Annotated in this window: 17 protein-coding genes; 10 read left to right on the forward strand and 7 right to left on the reverse strand. The window is 70.4% G+C overall.

Annotated elements, in window-relative coordinates; translation table 11 throughout:
• Window positions 1-49: 49 nt before the first annotated feature.
• From ELX43_RS13590 to ELX43_RS13600, 3 genes are read left to right on the forward strand one after another with little or no spacing between them, the layout of a single operon-like run.
• Window positions 50-526, forward strand: coding sequence for a sigma-70 family RNA polymerase sigma factor (locus ELX43_RS13590; protein ID WP_127783887.1), 477 nt, complete (start codon window positions 50-52; stop codon window positions 524-526).
• Complete coding sequence (locus ELX43_RS13595; RefSeq protein ID WP_127783888.1) at window positions 523-1,140, forward strand: methylated-DNA--[protein]-cysteine S-methyltransferase; 618 nt, start codon at window positions 523-525, stop codon at window positions 1,138-1,140. The genes ELX43_RS13590 and ELX43_RS13595 overlap by 4 nt, the downstream gene beginning before the upstream one ends.
• A complete protein-coding gene (locus ELX43_RS13600; protein WP_127783889.1) occupies window positions 1,137-1,787 on the forward strand; it encodes an alpha-ketoglutarate-dependent dioxygenase AlkB in 651 nt (216 codons plus the stop codon). Before ELX43_RS13595 ends, ELX43_RS13600 begins: the two co-directional genes overlap by 4 nt.
• Window positions 1,788-1,809: 22 nt before the next feature.
• On the opposite strand, the gene upp is transcribed toward ELX43_RS13600, so the two are convergent.
• Window positions 1,810-2,433 (reverse strand): uracil phosphoribosyltransferase, encoded by a 624-nt coding sequence (gene upp / locus ELX43_RS13605; protein ID WP_127783890.1) that lies wholly within the window; start codon window positions 2,431-2,433, stop codon window positions 1,810-1,812.
• A 96-nt stretch (window positions 2,434-2,529) separates the two neighbouring features.
• Here upp and ELX43_RS13610 point away from each other — a divergent pair, with 96 nt between their 5' ends.
• The 6 genes from ELX43_RS13610 to ELX43_RS13635 all read left to right on the forward strand — a co-directional run bounded on the left by ELX43_RS13610 (window position 2,530) and on the right by ELX43_RS13635 (window position 8,535).
• Window positions 2,530-3,759, forward strand: a complete 1,230-nt coding sequence (locus tag ELX43_RS13610) for a primosomal protein (protein WP_127783891.1) — start codon at window positions 2,530-2,532, stop codon at window positions 3,757-3,759.
• Entirely contained in the window at window positions 3,756-4,841 is a 1,086-nt protein-coding gene (locus ELX43_RS13615; protein WP_127783892.1) for an adenosine deaminase, read from the forward strand. The genes ELX43_RS13610 and ELX43_RS13615 overlap by 4 nt, the downstream gene beginning before the upstream one ends.
• Window positions 4,842-5,077: 236 nt before the next feature.
• The gene (gene sdhC / locus ELX43_RS13620) at window positions 5,078-5,491 is read left to right on the forward strand and encodes a succinate dehydrogenase, cytochrome b556 subunit (protein WP_127783893.1); all 414 of its coding nucleotides are present in this window, start codon (window positions 5,078-5,080) and stop codon (window positions 5,489-5,491) included.
• Between the two features lie 2 nt (window positions 5,492-5,493).
• Window positions 5,494-5,925 (forward strand): succinate dehydrogenase hydrophobic membrane anchor subunit, encoded by a 432-nt coding sequence (locus tag ELX43_RS13625; protein WP_127783894.1) that lies wholly within the window; start codon window positions 5,494-5,496, stop codon window positions 5,923-5,925.
• Between the two features lie 70 nt (window positions 5,926-5,995).
• The gene (gene sdhA / locus ELX43_RS13630; protein WP_127783895.1) at window positions 5,996-7,747 is read left to right on the forward strand and encodes a succinate dehydrogenase flavoprotein subunit; all 1,752 of its coding nucleotides are present in this window, start codon (window positions 5,996-5,998) and stop codon (window positions 7,745-7,747) included.
• On the forward strand, window positions 7,747-8,535 hold the full coding sequence (locus ELX43_RS13635; protein WP_127783896.1) for a succinate dehydrogenase iron-sulfur subunit: 789 nt from the start codon (window positions 7,747-7,749) through the stop codon (window positions 8,533-8,535). The genes sdhA and ELX43_RS13635 overlap by 1 nt, the downstream gene beginning before the upstream one ends.
• Window positions 8,536-8,612: 77 nt before the next feature.
• On the opposite strand, the gene ELX43_RS13640 is transcribed toward ELX43_RS13635, so the two are convergent.
• The 6 genes from ELX43_RS13640 to ELX43_RS13665 form a co-directional block, all read right to left on the reverse strand.
• Window positions 8,613-8,894, reverse strand: a complete 282-nt coding sequence (locus ELX43_RS13640; RefSeq protein WP_127783897.1) for a hypothetical protein — start codon at window positions 8,892-8,894, stop codon at window positions 8,613-8,615.
• A gap of 28 nt (window positions 8,895-8,922) precedes the next feature.
• A complete protein-coding gene (yhjD, locus tag ELX43_RS13645; protein ID WP_241248957.1) occupies window positions 8,923-9,957 on the reverse strand; it encodes an inner membrane protein YhjD in 1,035 nt (344 codons plus the stop codon).
• Between the two features lie 3 nt (window positions 9,958-9,960).
• A complete protein-coding gene (trpS, locus tag ELX43_RS13650; RefSeq protein ID WP_127783898.1) occupies window positions 9,961-10,989 on the reverse strand; it encodes a tryptophan--tRNA ligase in 1,029 nt (342 codons plus the stop codon).
• 53 nt (window positions 10,990-11,042) lie between these two features.
• Window positions 11,043-11,885: an exodeoxyribonuclease III gene (locus ELX43_RS13655; protein WP_241248958.1), complete on the reverse strand. Its 843-nt coding sequence runs from the start codon at window positions 11,883-11,885 to the stop codon at window positions 11,043-11,045.
• Entirely contained in the window at window positions 11,854-12,159 is a 306-nt protein-coding gene (locus ELX43_RS13660; RefSeq protein ID WP_127783899.1) for a DivIVA domain-containing protein, read from the reverse strand. Before ELX43_RS13660 ends, ELX43_RS13655 begins: the two co-directional genes overlap by 32 nt.
• A 140-nt stretch (window positions 12,160-12,299) precedes the next feature.
• The gene (locus ELX43_RS13665; protein WP_127783900.1) at window positions 12,300-13,520 is read right to left on the reverse strand and encodes an NADP-dependent isocitrate dehydrogenase; all 1,221 of its coding nucleotides are present in this window, start codon (window positions 13,518-13,520) and stop codon (window positions 12,300-12,302) included.
• Between the two features lie 267 nt (window positions 13,521-13,787).
• Between ELX43_RS13665 and ELX43_RS13670 the strand changes: the two genes are divergently transcribed.
• Entirely contained in the window at window positions 13,788-14,780 is a 993-nt protein-coding gene (locus ELX43_RS13670) for a malate dehydrogenase (RefSeq protein WP_127783901.1), read from the forward strand.
• The last annotated feature ends 44 nt before the right edge of the window (window positions 14,781-14,824 follow it).

Consider the following 14,824-nt stretch of genomic DNA (forward strand, 5'->3'; position numbering starts at 1 on the left):
GGGGGCGATCTCACGTCTGCCGCTCCCGCGGCGTCTACTGGACGTGGCCATGAGACCTTTCGAGCACGTCGTCCGCGAGCACGGCGCCACCGTGCTGCGGGTGTGTCGCGCCGTCCTCGGCCCCGACGAGGCCGAGGACGCCTGGTCGGAGACCTTCCTGGCCGCGCTGCGCGCCTACCCGCAGCTGCCCGAGGACGCCAACGTCCAGGCCTGGCTGGTGACCATCGCCAAGCGCAAGGCCATCGACGTGCACCGCACGCGCGCCCGCACCCCGCTGCCGGTGGCCGAGGTGCCGGAGGCGGCCGACCCGGCCCCGCACCCCGCGCACCGGGACGACGCGCTGTGGTCGGCGCTGGCGGCGCTGCCCCGCAAGCAGCGCGAGGCCATCGCGTACCACCACGTCGGTGGCCTGCCGTTCGCCGAGGTGGCCGTGCTGCTGGAGAACACCGAGAGCGCTGCCCGCCGCGCCGCGGCCGACGGCATGAAGACGCTGCGCGCCCGCTACCCACGAGGAGCCCGCCCATGACCAGCCCAGAGCCCGCTGCGGAGCTCTTCCCAGCCGCCGACGAGGCACCCGCCCTGCACCGCCTCCGCACCCGGCTGGCCGCCGACGCCGACGCCGCCGGGCTGCTCGACCTCGCCTACCGCACGGTGGACAGCCCCGTCGGGTCGCTGCTGCTGGTGGCCACCGAGCGGGGCCTGGTGCGGGTGGCCTTCGCCGGTGAGGACCACGACGCGGTGCTCGCCGCACTCGCCACCCGCATCAGCCCTCGGGTGCTGCACGCACCTGCCCGGCTGGACCAGCCCGCCCGCGAGCTCGCCGAGTACTTCGCCGGGCAGCGGCAGACCTTCACGGTGCCGGTGGACCTGCGGCTCAGCTCCGGCTTCCGGCGCCAGGTGCTCGACCGGATGCGGGAGATCGCCTATGGACGCACCGCCAGCTACCGCGGTCTCGCCGTCGCGGCCGGCAGCCCCCGCGCGGTGCGCGCGGTGGGCAGCGCCTGCGCCACCAACCCCCTGCCGGTGGTGATCCCCTGCCACCGGGTGCTCCGGTCGGACGGCACCCTGGGCGGCTACCTCGGTGGGCTGGCCGCCAAGACCGTGCTGCTGGAGCTGGAGAGCGCGGGAACCGCCGCGTGAGCGAGCTGTTCCCCCGCGTGCGCACCGAGGTGGCCCCCGGTGCGGTGCACGTGCCCGACTGGTTGGACCTCGCCGCGCAGCGCCGCCTGGTGCGCGCCTGCCGGGAGTGGTCGGCCGCCCCGGCGCCGATGCGCGCCGCCCGCACACCCGGCGGTGGCCAGATGAGCGTGCAGACGGTGTGCCTGGGCTGGCACTGGTCGCCCTACCGCTACACCCGCACTGCGGTGGACGTCGACGACGCCCCGGTGACCCCGTTCCCGGACTGGCTGGGCGAGCTGGGCCGGGAGGCGGTGGCCGCCGCGCACGGGCGGCCGGCCCCGGACTACCGGCCAGACGTGGCGCTGGTGAACTACTACGACGACACCGCCAAGATGGGTCTGCACCAGGACAAGGACGAGCGCGCCGACGACCCGGTGGTCAGCCTCAGCCTGGGCGACAGCGCCGTCTTCCGGTTCGGCAACACCGAGAACCGCAACCGGCCGTGGACCGACGTGGAGCTGCGCTCGGGTGATCTGTTCGTCTTCGGCGGACCGTCCCGCTTCGCCTTTCACGGCGTGGTGCGCACCCTGCCCGGCAGCTGCGAGCTGCCCATCGGCCTGCCGCGGGGCCGGCTGAACATCACCCTGCGGGTGTCCGGCCTGGGCTGACCGGGCGGGGCCCAGCCGTGGACTAGCGGGGACCGAACTGGCGGTCACCGGCGTCGCCCAGGCCCGGCACGATGTAGGCGTTCTCGTCCAGGTCCTCGTCGATGCTGGCGGTGATCAGCCGGATCGGCAGCCCGCTGTCCTCCAGCCGCTGCACTCCCTGGGGGGCGACCAGCGCGCACAGCACGGTGATGTCGGTGGCGCCGCGGCCGGTGAGCAGCTCCACGGTGCCCACCATCGACCCGCCGGTGGCCAGCATCGGGTCGAGCACGAACACCGGGGTGCTGGAGAGGTCGTCCGGCAGGGACTGCAGGTAGGTGACCGGCTGGTGGGTCTCCTCGTCCCGGGCCATGCCGACGAAGCCCATCTGCGCCTCCGGGATCAGCGCGTGCGCCTGCTCCACCATGCCCAGCCCGGCGCGCAGCACGGGGACCAGCAGCGGCGGCTTGGCCAGGGCGTACCCGGTGGTGGTGGTGAGCGGGGTCAGGACGTCGAACTCGCGGACCGGGGCGGTGCTGGTGGCCTCGTAGACCAGCATCTTGGTCAGCTCCCCCAGCGCTGCTCGGAAGCCCGCGTTGTCGGTGCGCGCGTCGCGCATCGTGGTGAGTCGAGCGGCGGCCAGCGGGTGGTCGAGCAGATGCACGTGCATGCGGGCAGGATATGCGGGGCGCCTGCCGGGCTCGCTGCCGCCGGTGCCGGCCTGCCTCTGCAACCGGCACACCCGGTCGCCACTAGGCTCGCCCCCATGGCACAGGACATCGTTCCGGTCGAGCTCGGACTCACCGAGGGTGACGTGCTCACCCTCTGGGCGCCGCGCTGGCGGGAAGACGGCGAGGAGTGGGAAGCCTTCCTCGGGCACGGCGAGCACCTCTACTGCTTCGACGAGGTCGCCGAGCTGGCTGCCTTCATCCGGACGGTGGACGAGCACGACCTGGTGGAGCACCCGGCGTGGCCGGCGGTGACCAGCCTGGCCGTGGCCGAGCTGGAGCCGGACGAGGACCACCGCTACGACATCGTGGGAGTGCCCGAGCTGGCCGCCGGCGAGCCCGACGCCTGGACGGTGAACCAGCTCGACGACGTGCTGCAGATGGTCGGTGCGCTCGCCGAGGTCTGCGAGCTGGACAAGGTCACCGAGGTGCTGGACTCCACCGACGGCTTCGCCGCGCTGCCGGCCGGGCCGACGGCGTTCCTGGGCAAGGACGGCCGCAAGCTCTGGGACGACCTCGGCACCGTGCTGGCCGAGCGCTGGGACGACGTGCTCGACGCCCTGGACGGGCTGGTGTTCGTGCCTGAGGTGGACGAGGAGGCGCTGGAGACCGCGCGGGACGAGCTCCTCGCCGCCCAGCCCGACGACGACCCCGAGGAGACCGACGACCTCGACGTGGTGGACGAGGACGAGGAGCCCGACGCCGACGCGGCGCACGAGGACGGCTTCTGGGAGAACGTCGGCATCGACCCGATCACCATCATCACCAGCGGCGAGGAGCTGCACTCGCTGCGCTGCTACCTCGACGACAAGCCTCTCTTCCTCGGCAGCGGCGGCAAGATCGACGTCTTCACCTCCCCGCGGGCGCTGGCTCGGTTCCTCGCCGAGGACACCGACCACGACATGGCCGCGCTGAGCACCTTCGAGGAGGTGCAGCAGGCCGCCGTGGCCGGCGAGCTGGAGATCACCGTCTCCGACGACAACACCTACGTGCTGCCCGGCATCGCCGACGACATCGCCGACGGCCCGAGCGCGGTCGACCCGGCGCAGCTGGAGCTGGCGGTGGAGCTGTTCACCGACGCCGCGGACGCCGCCGGGGACGACTCGGTGGACGTCGCGCTGGTGAGCTCCTCCCCGCTGGGCTGGTTCGTGGACTTCGTGCTCCGGCCCAACCCGACCCGGCTGGCCCCCAGCCCGCCCTTCGACGGCGAGGCGGCGGCCTGGCGCGAGCTGGAGGCCGGCTTCGACGACCGGCTGCGACGGCGATGACCACGCCGGCCGGGGAGGCGCTGCGGCTCGCGCCGAAGGTGCTGCTGCACGATCACCTCGACGGTGGCCTGCGCCCGGCCACCGTGCTCGACCTCGCTCGCGAGGGCGGCTACCGCGACCTGCCCGCCGACGACCCGGCGAGCCTGTCGCGCTGGTTCCGGGAGTCGGCGGACTCCGGGTCGCTGGAGCGGTACCTGGAGACGTTCACCCACACCGTCGGGGTGATGCAGAGCCGGTCCGCCCTGGTCCGCGTGGCCCGGGAGTGTGCCCTCGACCTGGCCGCCGACGGGGTGGTCTACGCCGAGTCCCGCTTCGCCCCCGAGCAGCACATGGAGGACGGCCTGAGCCTGGACGAGGTGGTCCAGGCGGTGCTCGACGGCTTCCGGGCGGGCATGGCCGAGGCGGCCGAGCTGGGTCACCCCATCCGCATCGGGGTGCTGGTCACCGCGATGCGCCACGCGGCTCGGTCGCGGGAGATCGCCGAGCTGGCCGTGCGCTTCCGCGACGACGGCGTGGTCGGCTTCGACATCGCCGGCGCCGAGGCGGGCTACCCACCCACCCGTCACCTGGACGCCTTCGAGTACCTGCGCCAGGCCAACGCGCACTTCACCATCCACGCCGGCGAGGCCTTCGGGCTGCCGTCGATCCACCAGGCCATCCAGTGGTGCGGCGCCGAGCGGCTCGGCCACGGGGTGCGGATCACCGACGACATCACCTTCGCCGAGGACGGCACCGCGCAGCTGGGGCGGCTGGCGTCCTTCGTCCGCGACAAGCGGATCCCGCTGGAGCTGTGCCCGTCGTCGAACGTGCAGACCGGGGCGGTGGCCTCGCTGGCCGAGCACCCGTTCCGGCTGCTGGCCGACCTGCGCTTCCGCGTGACCGTGAACACCGACAACCGGCTGATGAGCGACTGCACCATGAGCTCGGAGATGGCCAAGCTGATGGAGACCTTCGGCTACGGCTGGACCGATCTGCAGCGGTTCACCATCAACGCGATGAAGTCCTCGTTCCTGCCGTTCGACCAACGGCTGGCCCTCATCGATGAGGTGATCAAGCCCGGCTACGCTGTGCTGGTCGGATAGGTCCAGGTCGTCCAGGCGGTCCTCCCCAACGGATTCGGCCAGAACCGACGGCTGATCTGTCTGGTTTCTCACACCGGCCCAGGCCAGTGTCGCGCAAGTTCACGTCCGGTTTACGATTCAGAAACGCACTGCTCTGCTCGACGTGCTCAAGCCTGAGTGCCTGGGTAGCTCGACGGAGGAGGACGGCAGGTGGCCGTCCCGAGCAGTACCTGGCCAAGTTGGAGGCGTTGCACGCGATGGTAAGCACAATGGCAGCACAGAGTGCCCCGCGCACTCGGTCGCTGTACAAGGGCGACCCAGGAATGTGGTCCTGGGTCGCACACCGCATCACGGGTGTGGCGACCTTTTTCTTCCTCTTCGTCCACGTTCTCGACACCGCGCTCGTCCGGGTCTCCCCGCACGACTACGACGTCATCATCGAGACGTACAAGAACCCCGTGGTCAACCTCATGGAGGTCGGGCTCGTCGGCGCGGTGCTGTACCACGCGCTCAACGGCGTGCGCATCGTCCTGGTGGACTTCTGGGAGAAGGGCCCGAAGTTCCAGCGCCTGATGCTCTGGATCATCCTCGCCGTCTGGATCGTCGTGATGATCCCCGGCACCTACTTCATGATGGAGCGCACCGTGCGTGACCTGTTCGGGGGTGCCTAACCATGGCCGCTACTGACCACAGCACGAGCGTTGCCGCCCCGCGTGCCCCGCACCCCGGCTACAAGCAGCACCGGCCGGCGAAGACCAACTTCGAGATGTACGGCTGGATCTTCCAGCGCGTGTCCGGCCTGGCCCTGCTGGTGCTGGTCCTGGGCCACCTGCTGATCATGAACGTTCTCGACGGCGGCGTGCACCGCATCAACTTCGCCTTCGTCGCCGGCCGCTGGTCCAGCCCCTTCTGGCAGACCTGGGACCTGCTGATGCTCTGGCTGGCCGAGCTGCACGGCGCCAACGGCCTGCGCATCGTCATCAACGACTACGCCCGCAAGGACTCCACGCGGTTCTGGCTGCAGACGCTGCTCGCAGTGTCCGTGGTGCTCGTCGTGGTGCTCGGTACGTACGTCATCTTCACCTTCGACCCCAACATCGCCTGAGGCGTGTGTTGCTTCACGCCGCCGGGACACGTCGCGCCGGCCCGATCTACAGCCAGGAGCTGAGCTGCTGATGCAGGAACACACTTACGACGTGGTCATCGTGGGCGCCGGCGGTGCCGGTATGCGCGCGGCCATCGAGTCGGGCCAGCGGGCACGCACCGCGGTCCTCACCAAGCTCTACCCCACCCGGTCCCACACCGGCGCGGCCCAGGGCGGCATGTGTGCCGCCCTGGCCAACGTCGAGGAGGACAACTGGGAGTGGCACACCTTTGACACCGTCAAGGGTGGCGACTACCTGGTGGACCAGGACGCCGCGGAGATCATGGCCAAGGAGGCCATCGACGCGGTGCTCGACCTGGAGAAGATGGGGCTGCCGTTCAACCGCACCCCCGAGGGCAAGATCGACCAGCGCCGCTTCGGTGGGCACACCCGCGACCACGGCAAGTCCGCGGTCCGCCGGGCCTGCTACGCCGCCGACCGCACCGGTCACATGATCCTGCAGACCCTCTACCAGCAGTGCGTCAAGCACGAGGTGGAGTTCTACAACGAGTTCTACGTCCTCGACATGTGTCTCACCGACACCCCCGAGGGCAAGGTCTGCACCGGCGTCATCGCCTACGAGCTGGCCACCGGCGAGCTGCACATCTTCTCCGCCAAGTCGGTCATCTTCGCCACCGGCGGCGCGGGCAAGATCTACAAGACCAGCTCCAACGCCCACACCCTCACCGGTGACGGCCTGGGCATCGTCTTCCGCAAGGGCCTGCCGCTGGAGGACATGGAGTTCTTCCAGTTCCACCCGACCGGCCTGGCCGGCCTCGGCATCCTCATCTCCGAGGCCGTGCGTGGTGAGGGCGGCATCCTGCGCAACGCCGACGGTGAGCGCTTCATGGAGCGCTACGCCCCCACCATCAAGGACCTGGCGCCCCGCGACATCGTGGCCCGCTCCATCGTCCTGGAGGTCCGCGAGGGCCGGGGCTGCGGACCGGACAAGGACTACGTGGTCCTGGACGTCACCCACCTCGGTGCCGACGTCCTCGAGGCCAAGCTGCCCGACATCACCGAGTTCTCCCGCACCTACCTCGGCGTCGACCCCGTCGTCGAGCCGGTGCCGGTGTTCCCCACCTGCCACTACGTCATGGGCGGCATCCCCACCAACGTTCGCGGTGAGGTCCTCGCGGACAACACCACGGTGGTCAAGGGCCTCTACGCCGCTGGTGAGTGCGCGTGCGTGTCGGTGCACGGCTCCAACCGCCTGGGCACCAACTCGCTGCTGGACATCAACGTCTTCGGTCGCCGCGCCGGCATCGCCGCCGCGGAGTACGCCAACGGCACGGTGCACACCGAGCTGCCCGAGGCGCCGTCGAAGATGGTCGAGGACTGGATGGCCCTCATCCTCTCCGAGCACGGTGACGAGCGGGTGGCCGACATCCGCATCGAGCTGCAGGCCTCGATGGACAGCAACGCCTCGGTGTACCGCACCGAGGAGTCGCTGAAGGAGGCGCTGGCCGACATCCGCAGGCTCAAGGAGCGCTACTCGCGGATCACGGTGCAGGACAAGGGCAAGCGGTACAACACCGACCTGCTCGAGGCGGTCGAGCTCGGCTTCCTGCTGGAGCTCGCCGAGATCACCGTGGTGGGCGCGCTCGCCCGCAAGGAGACCCGCGGCGGCCACGCTCGCGAGGACTACCAGGAGCGCGACGACGTGAACTTCATGCGTCACACCATGGCGTACAAGCTGGGCGACGACCTCATCTCCGACATTCGCCTGGACTACAAGCCGGTCGTGCAGACCCGCTACGAGCCGATGGAGCGTAAGTACTGATGGCTGCCACTGCAGAGAAGACTCACACGCAGCAGAGCTCCGGCCCCAAGCCGCCGCCCGTCTCCGAGGGCTCGACGATGGTGACGGTGAAGATCCGTCGCTTCGACGCCGACGCTCCCGACGACGCCCGCTGGGACAGCTTCCAGGTCCCTGCGCAGCGCACCGACCGGGTGCTCAACCTGCTGCACTACATCAAGTGGTACCTGGACGGGACGCTCACCTTCCGGCGTTCCTGTGCCCACGGTGTCTGCGGCTCCGACGCGGTGCGCATCAACGGCGTCAACCGCCTCGCCTGCAAGGTCCTGCTGCGGGACATGCTGGAGAAGGACGGCAAGGACACCACCATCACCATCGAGCCCATCCGCGGCCTGCCCGTGGAGAAGGACCTCGTGGTGGACATGGAGCCGTTCTTCGCGGCCTACCGCGCGGTCAAGCCGTTCCTCATCACCACCGGGAACGAGCCCACCCGCGAGCGCTACCAGTCGGCGGCTGACCGGGCCCGCTTCGACGACACCACCAAGTGCATCCTGTGCGCGGCGTGCACCACGTCGTGCCCGGTGTACTGGTCCGACGGCAGCTACTTCGGCCCTGCCGCCATCGTCAACGCGCACCGGTTCATCTTCGACAGCCGCGACGAGGGCTCCTCCGAGCGCCTGGAGATCCTCAACGACGTCGACGGGGTGTGGCGCTGCCGCACCACCTTCAACTGCACCGACGCCTGCCCCCGTGGCATCCAGGTCACCAAGGCCATCCAGGAGGTCAAGCGGGCCCTGCTCTTCGCCCGCTGACACCCCTCAGCGCCACCCAGGACCGCCCTGCTCCCCCGCCCGGGGAGCAGGGCGGTCCTGTCTCGTGTGCGGGCTCCTCAGCGCCCGGCAGGGACCTGCGGGGCCTCGACCGAGGCGGCGGTGCGCCGGGCGGCGAGCAGGCCCCGGATGCCGAGCACCCCGATGGCGGTCCCCAGCACCAGCGACGTCGCCACCAGCAGCGCGTGCACGACGAAGAACGGGGTGGCGCCGCCGCCCAGCTCGGCGGCGGTGAAGGAGCGCTCGTCGGCCCAGATGTTGCGCAGGAAGCTGGGCCAGATGAACCAGCTCCAGACGCCGAACGCGAGCAGGAACAACGACCATCCACGAGTGAGCCTCATGGGCCCATTGTCCCAGCGCGAGCTCGGCTCAGCGGCGGCGGCCCAGCAGGGTGGCCAGCGCCGCACCCACGCCCACCAGCAGCACGCCCAGGCCCACCCCGGGGCCCCGGCGCACCTGCACCTGGGGGGCGATCACGGCGGGTCCGGGCACCGGCGTGGTGGCCAGCAGCACCTGGTTCTCCCGGGCGGTGGCCGCCCAGGCGGTGGCGAAGAGCACCAGCCGCGAGGTGACGTAGAAGAAGACCAGGATGCCGATGATCGGGCCGAAGGTGACACCGGCCGGCCCTCCCGTGACCTGCTGCAGGTAGAACACCCCCACCTGCTTGAACACCTCGAACGCCACCGCCGCCAGCAGGGCCGCCCGGATCGCGCTGCGCCAGGTGACCGGCTCGCGCGGCAGCCGGGCGATCACCCAGACGAACACCCCCCACGTCGCAGCCACGGACAGCACGATGGCCAGCAGCGCGGTGAGCAGGAAGATCCCCGGCGCGTCCTCCACCCCGAGCAGGCGCAGCACCACGGCGTAGCCGCCACCGCCCAGCGCCGACAGGCTCAGCGACACCACCAGCGCCAGACCCAGGCCCACCAGCGCGCCCAGGTCACCGACCTTGGTGCGCGCGAACGACTGCCGGTCGTGCTGGGTGTCCCACTGCTCGGTGAGCGCCTCGCGCAGGTTGGCCATCCAGCCCAGCCCCGCGTACAGCGCACCGAGCAGGCCGATCACCCCCACGGCGCCGCGGGAGGCCAGTGACTTGGTGATCAGCTCGTTGATGGTGGCGCCCAGCGAGCCGGGCACGCTGCGGGTGATCGACTCCTGCAGCTCCACCAGCAGGTCGGGGCGGTCGGCCAGGACGAAGGCAGCCACCGCGAAGCCGACCATGGCCAGCGGGAACAGGGCCAGCACGCTGAAGTAGGTGATGGCCGCGGCGTAGAAGTCACCCTTCTGCGCCTTGTACCGCAGCCCCGTGCGCACCGCGTGGTCCAGCCAGGGCCGGTCCTGCCGCTCGCGCTGCAGCCGGGCCACCAGCGCGCCCTGCCGCCCCGCTCCCCCCTCGGTGGCCACTGCCTAGCGGGCCGGGGGCAGGAAGCCGACGCGGTCGTAGACGTCACGGACGGTGGCCGAGGCGACCTCGCGGGCCCGGCGCGCACCCGCAGCGAGGATGCGGTCCAGCTCGGCCGGATCGTCCAGGTAGCCCTGCACCGCGGCCTGGAAGGGCTCCACGAACTCGGTGAGCACGGTGGCCACGTCCACCTTGAGGTCGCCGTAGCCCTTGTCCGCGTAGCTCGTCTCCAGGTCGGCGATCGACTGCCCGGACAGCGCGGAGTGGATGGTCAGCAGGTTGCTGACGCCAGGCTTGTTCGCCAGGTCGTAGCGGATCTCGCGCTCGTCGTCGGTGACCGCCGAGCGCACCTTCTTGGCCGACTTCTTCACCGGGTCGAGCAGGTCCACGATGCCGGCCGGGCTGGAGGCCGACTTGCTCATCTTCGCCGTGGGGTTCTGCAGGTCGTAGATCTTGGCGACGTCCTTGATGATGTGCGGCTCCGGCACCACGAAGGTGGTGCCGTAGCGGGTGTTGAACCGGGCCGCCAGGTCACGGGTGAGCTCCAGGTGCTGGCGCTGGTCCTCGCCCACCGGCACCCGGTCGGCCTGGTACAGCAGGATGTCGGCGGCCATCAGGATGGGGTAGGTGAACAGGCCCACCGAGGAGCGGTCGTGACCGAAGCGCTGCGACTTGTCCTTGAACTGCGTCATCCGGCTGGCCTCGCCGAAGCCGGTGAGGCAGCTGAGCACCCAGGTCAGCTCGGTGTGCTCGGGCACGTGGCTCTGCACGAACAGCGACGCCCGCGACGGGTCGATGCCCAGCGCCAGGATCTGCGCGGCGGCCACCCGGGTGCGCTGGCGCAGCACCTGCGGGTCCTGCTCGACGGTGATGGCGTGCAGGTCCACCACGCAGTAGAACGCGTCGTGGTCGTCCTGCAGCGGGGCCCACTGCCGCAGCGCACCCAGGTAGTTGCCCAGGTGGAAGGAGTCAGCCGTCGGCTGGATGCCGGACAGCACGCGCGGGACTCCGCTGGTGGGTGCAGGGGTGGACATGGGTGGTGATCCTCTCACGCAGGTGGAGCGGCCAGGAGCTTTCGGTCGGCCCGCTAGGAGGCCCAGCGGTAGCCGACGGTGACGGGGGCGTGGTCGGACCAGCGCAGCGCGTGCTCGGCGGCGCGCTCCACGCGGGCCCAGGCCACGGTGTCGGCCAGCGCACGGGTGGCCAGCTGGTAGTCGATGCGCCAGCCGGCGTCGTTGTCGAAGGCACGGCCGCGGTAGGACCACCACGTGTAGGGGCCGGGCACCCCGGGGTGCTGCGCGCGCACCACGTCCACCCAGCCCCCCGCCGGGGACAGCACCCGGTCCATCCACTCCCGCTCGTGCGGCAGGAAGCCGGAGGACTTGCGGTTGCCCTTCCAGTTCTTCAGGTCGCTCTCGGTGTGCGCGATGTTCCAGTCGCCACACACCACCGCAGCGCCGTCGGCCAGGCTCGCCAGGTAGGGCTCGAAGTCGGCCATGAACCGCTCCTTCTCCTCCTGCCGCGGGGTGCCGACCTCGCCGGAGGGCAGGTAGAGGCTGGCCACGGTGACGACCCCGTCCGCGGTGGCCAGGTCCACCTCCAGGTAGCGGCCGCAGTCCTCGAACTCCGGGGCACCGAAGCCCACCCGCACCGCCTTGGGCTGGCTGCGGGTGAGCACCGCGACTCCGTTGCGGCCCTTGAGCGCCGGCTCGGCCGACTCCAGGTGCCAACCGGCGTCCAGCGCCGGGGCGAGGGCCTTGCGCAGCTGGGTGTCGTCGGCGCGGGTCTCCTGCAGGCAGACCGCGTCCACCGTGGTCTCGGCGAGCCAGGCCAGCAGGCCCTTGCCGGCAGCGGCGCGGACGCCGTTGACGTTGACGCTGGAGACGCTCAGGTGGGGGCTATCGATGCTTGGCGGGGGTGGGGCGCTCACTGGAGGCAGCGTAGTGCTGGCGGGTGGCCGGCTCGACGCTGGGCTGGCGGCGCCGGGGCAGCGGCTCGCCGGTCAGCTCGGCCACTCGGTCGCGCAGCTCGTCGTTCTCCTGCACCAGGCGGGACAGCTCCAGCCGGTGCTGGGCCCGCAGCTGGAGCAGCTGCTCGTAGACGTGGTCGAGGAAGGCGTCCACCTCATGCTCGTGGTAGCCCCGCTGGCCCCACGGGGCGCGGTCGAAGGTGACGTCGCGAACCTCGTCCGGAGTCAGACCCATCGTGGGCGCCTCTCTGTGGGTGGGACAGTGCCTGGTGCGAGGAGAAGTGGTGCGGGAGGCCATGGTGACACGACCGCGGCCCGGCCACGCCAGAGGCGGGACCGGGCCGCGGTCGTGTCAGCCGCGCAGGTAGCCGGAGGCTACTTCTGCATCGCGGCGCTGAGGTTCTCGTCCAGCGCGGCGAGGAACTTCTCGGTGGACAGGTACGGCGCGTCCTTGGAGATGAGCAGCGCCAGGTCCTTGGTCATCTTGCCGCTCTCGACGGTCTCGACGCAGACGCGCTCGAGGGTCTCGGCGAACTGGGTGACCTCGGGGGTGTTGTCCAGCTTGCCGCGGTGCTTGAGGCCACCGGTCCAGGCGAAGATCGACGCGATCGGGTTGGTCGAGGTCTCCTTGCCGGCCTGGTGCTGGCGGTAGTGCCGGGTGACGGTGCCGTGCGCGGCCTCCGCCTCGACGGTCTTGCCGTCCGGGGTCATCAGCACCGAGGTCATCAGGCCGAGCGAGCCGAAGCCCTGGGCCACGGTGTCCGACTGCACGTCACCGTCGTAGTTCTTGCAGGCCCAGACGTAGCCGCCCTCCCACTTCATCGCGGCGGCGACCATGTCGTCGATCAGGCGGTGCTCGTAGGTGAGCCCGGCCTTGTCGAAGTCAGCCTTGAACTCGTCCTCGTAGATGCGCTGGAAGATGTCCTTGAACGCACCGTCGTAGGCCTTGAGGATGGTGTTCTTGGTGGAGAGGTACACGGGGTAGTTCCGCTGCAGGCCATAGGACAGCGAGGCCCGCGCGAAGTCCTCGATGGACTTGGTGAAGTTGTACATGCCCATGACGACGCCGCCGTCCTCGGGCATCTGCACCACCTCGTGCTCGATCGGCTCGGAGCCGTCGGAGGGGGTGTAGGTGATGGTGACGGTGCCGGGCCCGGGGACCTTGAAGTTGGTCGACTTGTACTGGTCGCCGTGGGCGTGGCGGCCGATGATGATCGGCTTGGTCCAGCCCGGGACCAGGCGCGGCACGTTGCTGCAGATGATCGGCTCACGGAAGACCACGCCGCCGAGGATGTTGCGGATGGTGCCGTTGGGCGAGACCCACATCTTCTTCAGGCCGAACTCCTCCACCCGTGCCTCGTCGGGGGTGATGGTGGCGCACTTGACGCCGACGCCGTGCTTCTTGATGGCGTTGGCCGCGTCCACGGTCACCTGGTCGTCCGTGGCGTCCCGGTGCTCGATGCCCAGGTCGTAGTACTCCAGGTCGATGTCCAGGTACGGGTGGATCAGCTTGTCCTTGATGAACTGCCAGATGATGCGGGTCATCTCGTCGCCGTCGAGCTCGACGACGGTGCCCTGAACCTTGATCTTGCTCATGCGGTGGGTCTCTCCTCTCGCTCCTCGCCGGGCCTCACGCACCTGTGCGATTGACGTGACCCAAGCAAGACGAGCGTACTGGTACGGGGGCTGACACGGTCCGTGAGCCTCAGCAGGCACGCTACTGCGCCGGCCCTGCTCAGGCAGCGCGACCCTGGTGGTCACGATCACCGTTGGTCCTCCGCAGTTGCTAGCGTCGAGCCCTGCCCGCCATCGGTGTGCCAGAGCGTTCCTCGCCCTCGGCGCTGAACTCGTGAGGAGCCAGTCGTGAGCAACACCCCCGTGAAGGTGGCCGTCACCGGTGCCGCCGGCCAGATCGGCTACCAGCTGCTCTTCCGCATCGCCAGCGGGGCCATGCTCGGCCCGGACACCCCTGTGGCACTGCGCCTGCTGGAGATCCCCGACGCCGTGGGCGCCGCCGAGGGCGTGGCCATGGAGCTGGAGGACTGCGCCTTCCCGCTGCTGCGCGGCGTGGACATCTCCGACGACGCCAACGAGTCCTTCGCCGGGGTCAACGTGGCCATGCTGGTGGGCTCGCGCCCGCGCACCAAGGGCATGGAGCGCGGCGACCTGCTCTCCGCCAACGGCGCCATCTTCACCAAGCAGGGCCGCGCGCTCAACGACAACGCCGCCGACGACCTGCGGGTGCTGGTGATCGGCAACCCCGCCAACACCAACGCCCTCATCGCGATGAGCAACGCCCCGGACGTGCCGGACGAGCGGTTCACCGCGATGACCCGGCTGGACCACAACCGGGCCATCGCCCAGCTGGCCAAGAAGACCGGCGTCCCGGTGCTGGACATCGCCAAGATGTCCATCTGGGGCAACCACTCCGCCACCCAGTACCCCGACCTGTTCCACGCCGAGGTCGACGGCAAGATCGCCGCCGAGGTGGTCAACGACCAGCAGTGGCTGGAGAGCGACTTCCTGCCCACCGTGCAGAAGCGCGGCGCGGCCATCATCGAGGCCCGCGGGTCGTCCTCGGCCGCCTCGGCCGCCTCGGCCGGCATCGACCACGTGCACGACTGGGTGCACGGCACCCAGGTCGGCGACTGGGTGTCCATGGCGGTGCCCTCCGACGGCTCCTACGGCGTCCCGGAGGGGCTCATCTCGTCCTTCCCGGTGACCTGCTCGGGCGGGCGCTACGAGATCGTCCAGGGCCTGGAGATCGACGCCTTCTCCCGCGGCAAGATCGACGCCTCCGTCGCCGAGCTCACCGAGGAGCGCGACACCGTCCGCGAGCAGGGCCTGCTGGGCTGAGCCCCGCCCACCCCACACCTGTTACGCGCGAGACGACGGCTCCG

Origin of the sequence: Rhodococcus sp. X156 (assembly GCF_004006015.1) — a bacterium.
Lineage (GTDB): Bacteria > Actinomycetota > Actinomycetes > Mycobacteriales > Mycobacteriaceae > X156.

Excerpts from the sequence above, each read along its gene's own strand:
- ELX43_RS13610 (WP_127783891.1), top strand. The coding sequence starts at position 2,530 with ATGGCACAGGACATCGTTCCGGTCGAGCTCGGACTCACCGAGGGTGAC.
- sdhC (WP_127783893.1), top strand. The coding sequence starts at position 5,078 with ATGGTAAGCACAATGGCAGCACAGAGTGCCCCGCGCACTCGGTCGCTG.
- sdhA (WP_127783895.1), top strand. The coding sequence starts at position 5,996 with ATGCAGGAACACACTTACGACGTGGTCATCGTGGGCGCCGGCGGTGCC.
- ELX43_RS13635 (WP_127783896.1), top strand. The coding sequence starts at position 7,747 with ATGGCTGCCACTGCAGAGAAGACTCACACGCAGCAGAGCTCCGGCCCC.
- trpS (WP_127783898.1), bottom strand. The coding sequence starts at position 10,989 with ATGTCCACCCCTGCACCCACCAGCGGAGTCCCGCGCGTGCTGTCCGGC.
- ELX43_RS13640 (WP_127783897.1), bottom strand. The coding sequence starts at position 8,894 with ATGAGGCTCACTCGTGGATGGTCGTTGTTCCTGCTCGCGTTCGGCGTC.
- ELX43_RS13660 (WP_127783899.1), bottom strand. The coding sequence starts at position 12,159 with ATGGGTCTGACTCCGGACGAGGTTCGCGACGTCACCTTCGACCGCGCC.
- ELX43_RS13665 (WP_127783900.1), bottom strand. The coding sequence starts at position 13,520 with ATGAGCAAGATCAAGGTTCAGGGCACCGTCGTCGAGCTCGACGGCGAC.
- ELX43_RS13625 (WP_127783894.1), top strand. The coding sequence starts at position 5,494 with ATGGCCGCTACTGACCACAGCACGAGCGTTGCCGCCCCGCGTGCCCCG.
- ELX43_RS13595 (WP_127783888.1), top strand. The coding sequence starts at position 523 with ATGACCAGCCCAGAGCCCGCTGCGGAGCTCTTCCCAGCCGCCGACGAG.
- ELX43_RS13615 (WP_127783892.1), top strand. The coding sequence starts at position 3,756 with ATGACCACGCCGGCCGGGGAGGCGCTGCGGCTCGCGCCGAAGGTGCTG.
- ELX43_RS13590 (WP_127783887.1), top strand. The coding sequence starts at position 50 with ATGAGACCTTTCGAGCACGTCGTCCGCGAGCACGGCGCCACCGTGCTG.
- upp (WP_127783890.1), bottom strand. The coding sequence starts at position 2,433 with ATGCACGTGCATCTGCTCGACCACCCGCTGGCCGCCGCTCGACTCACC.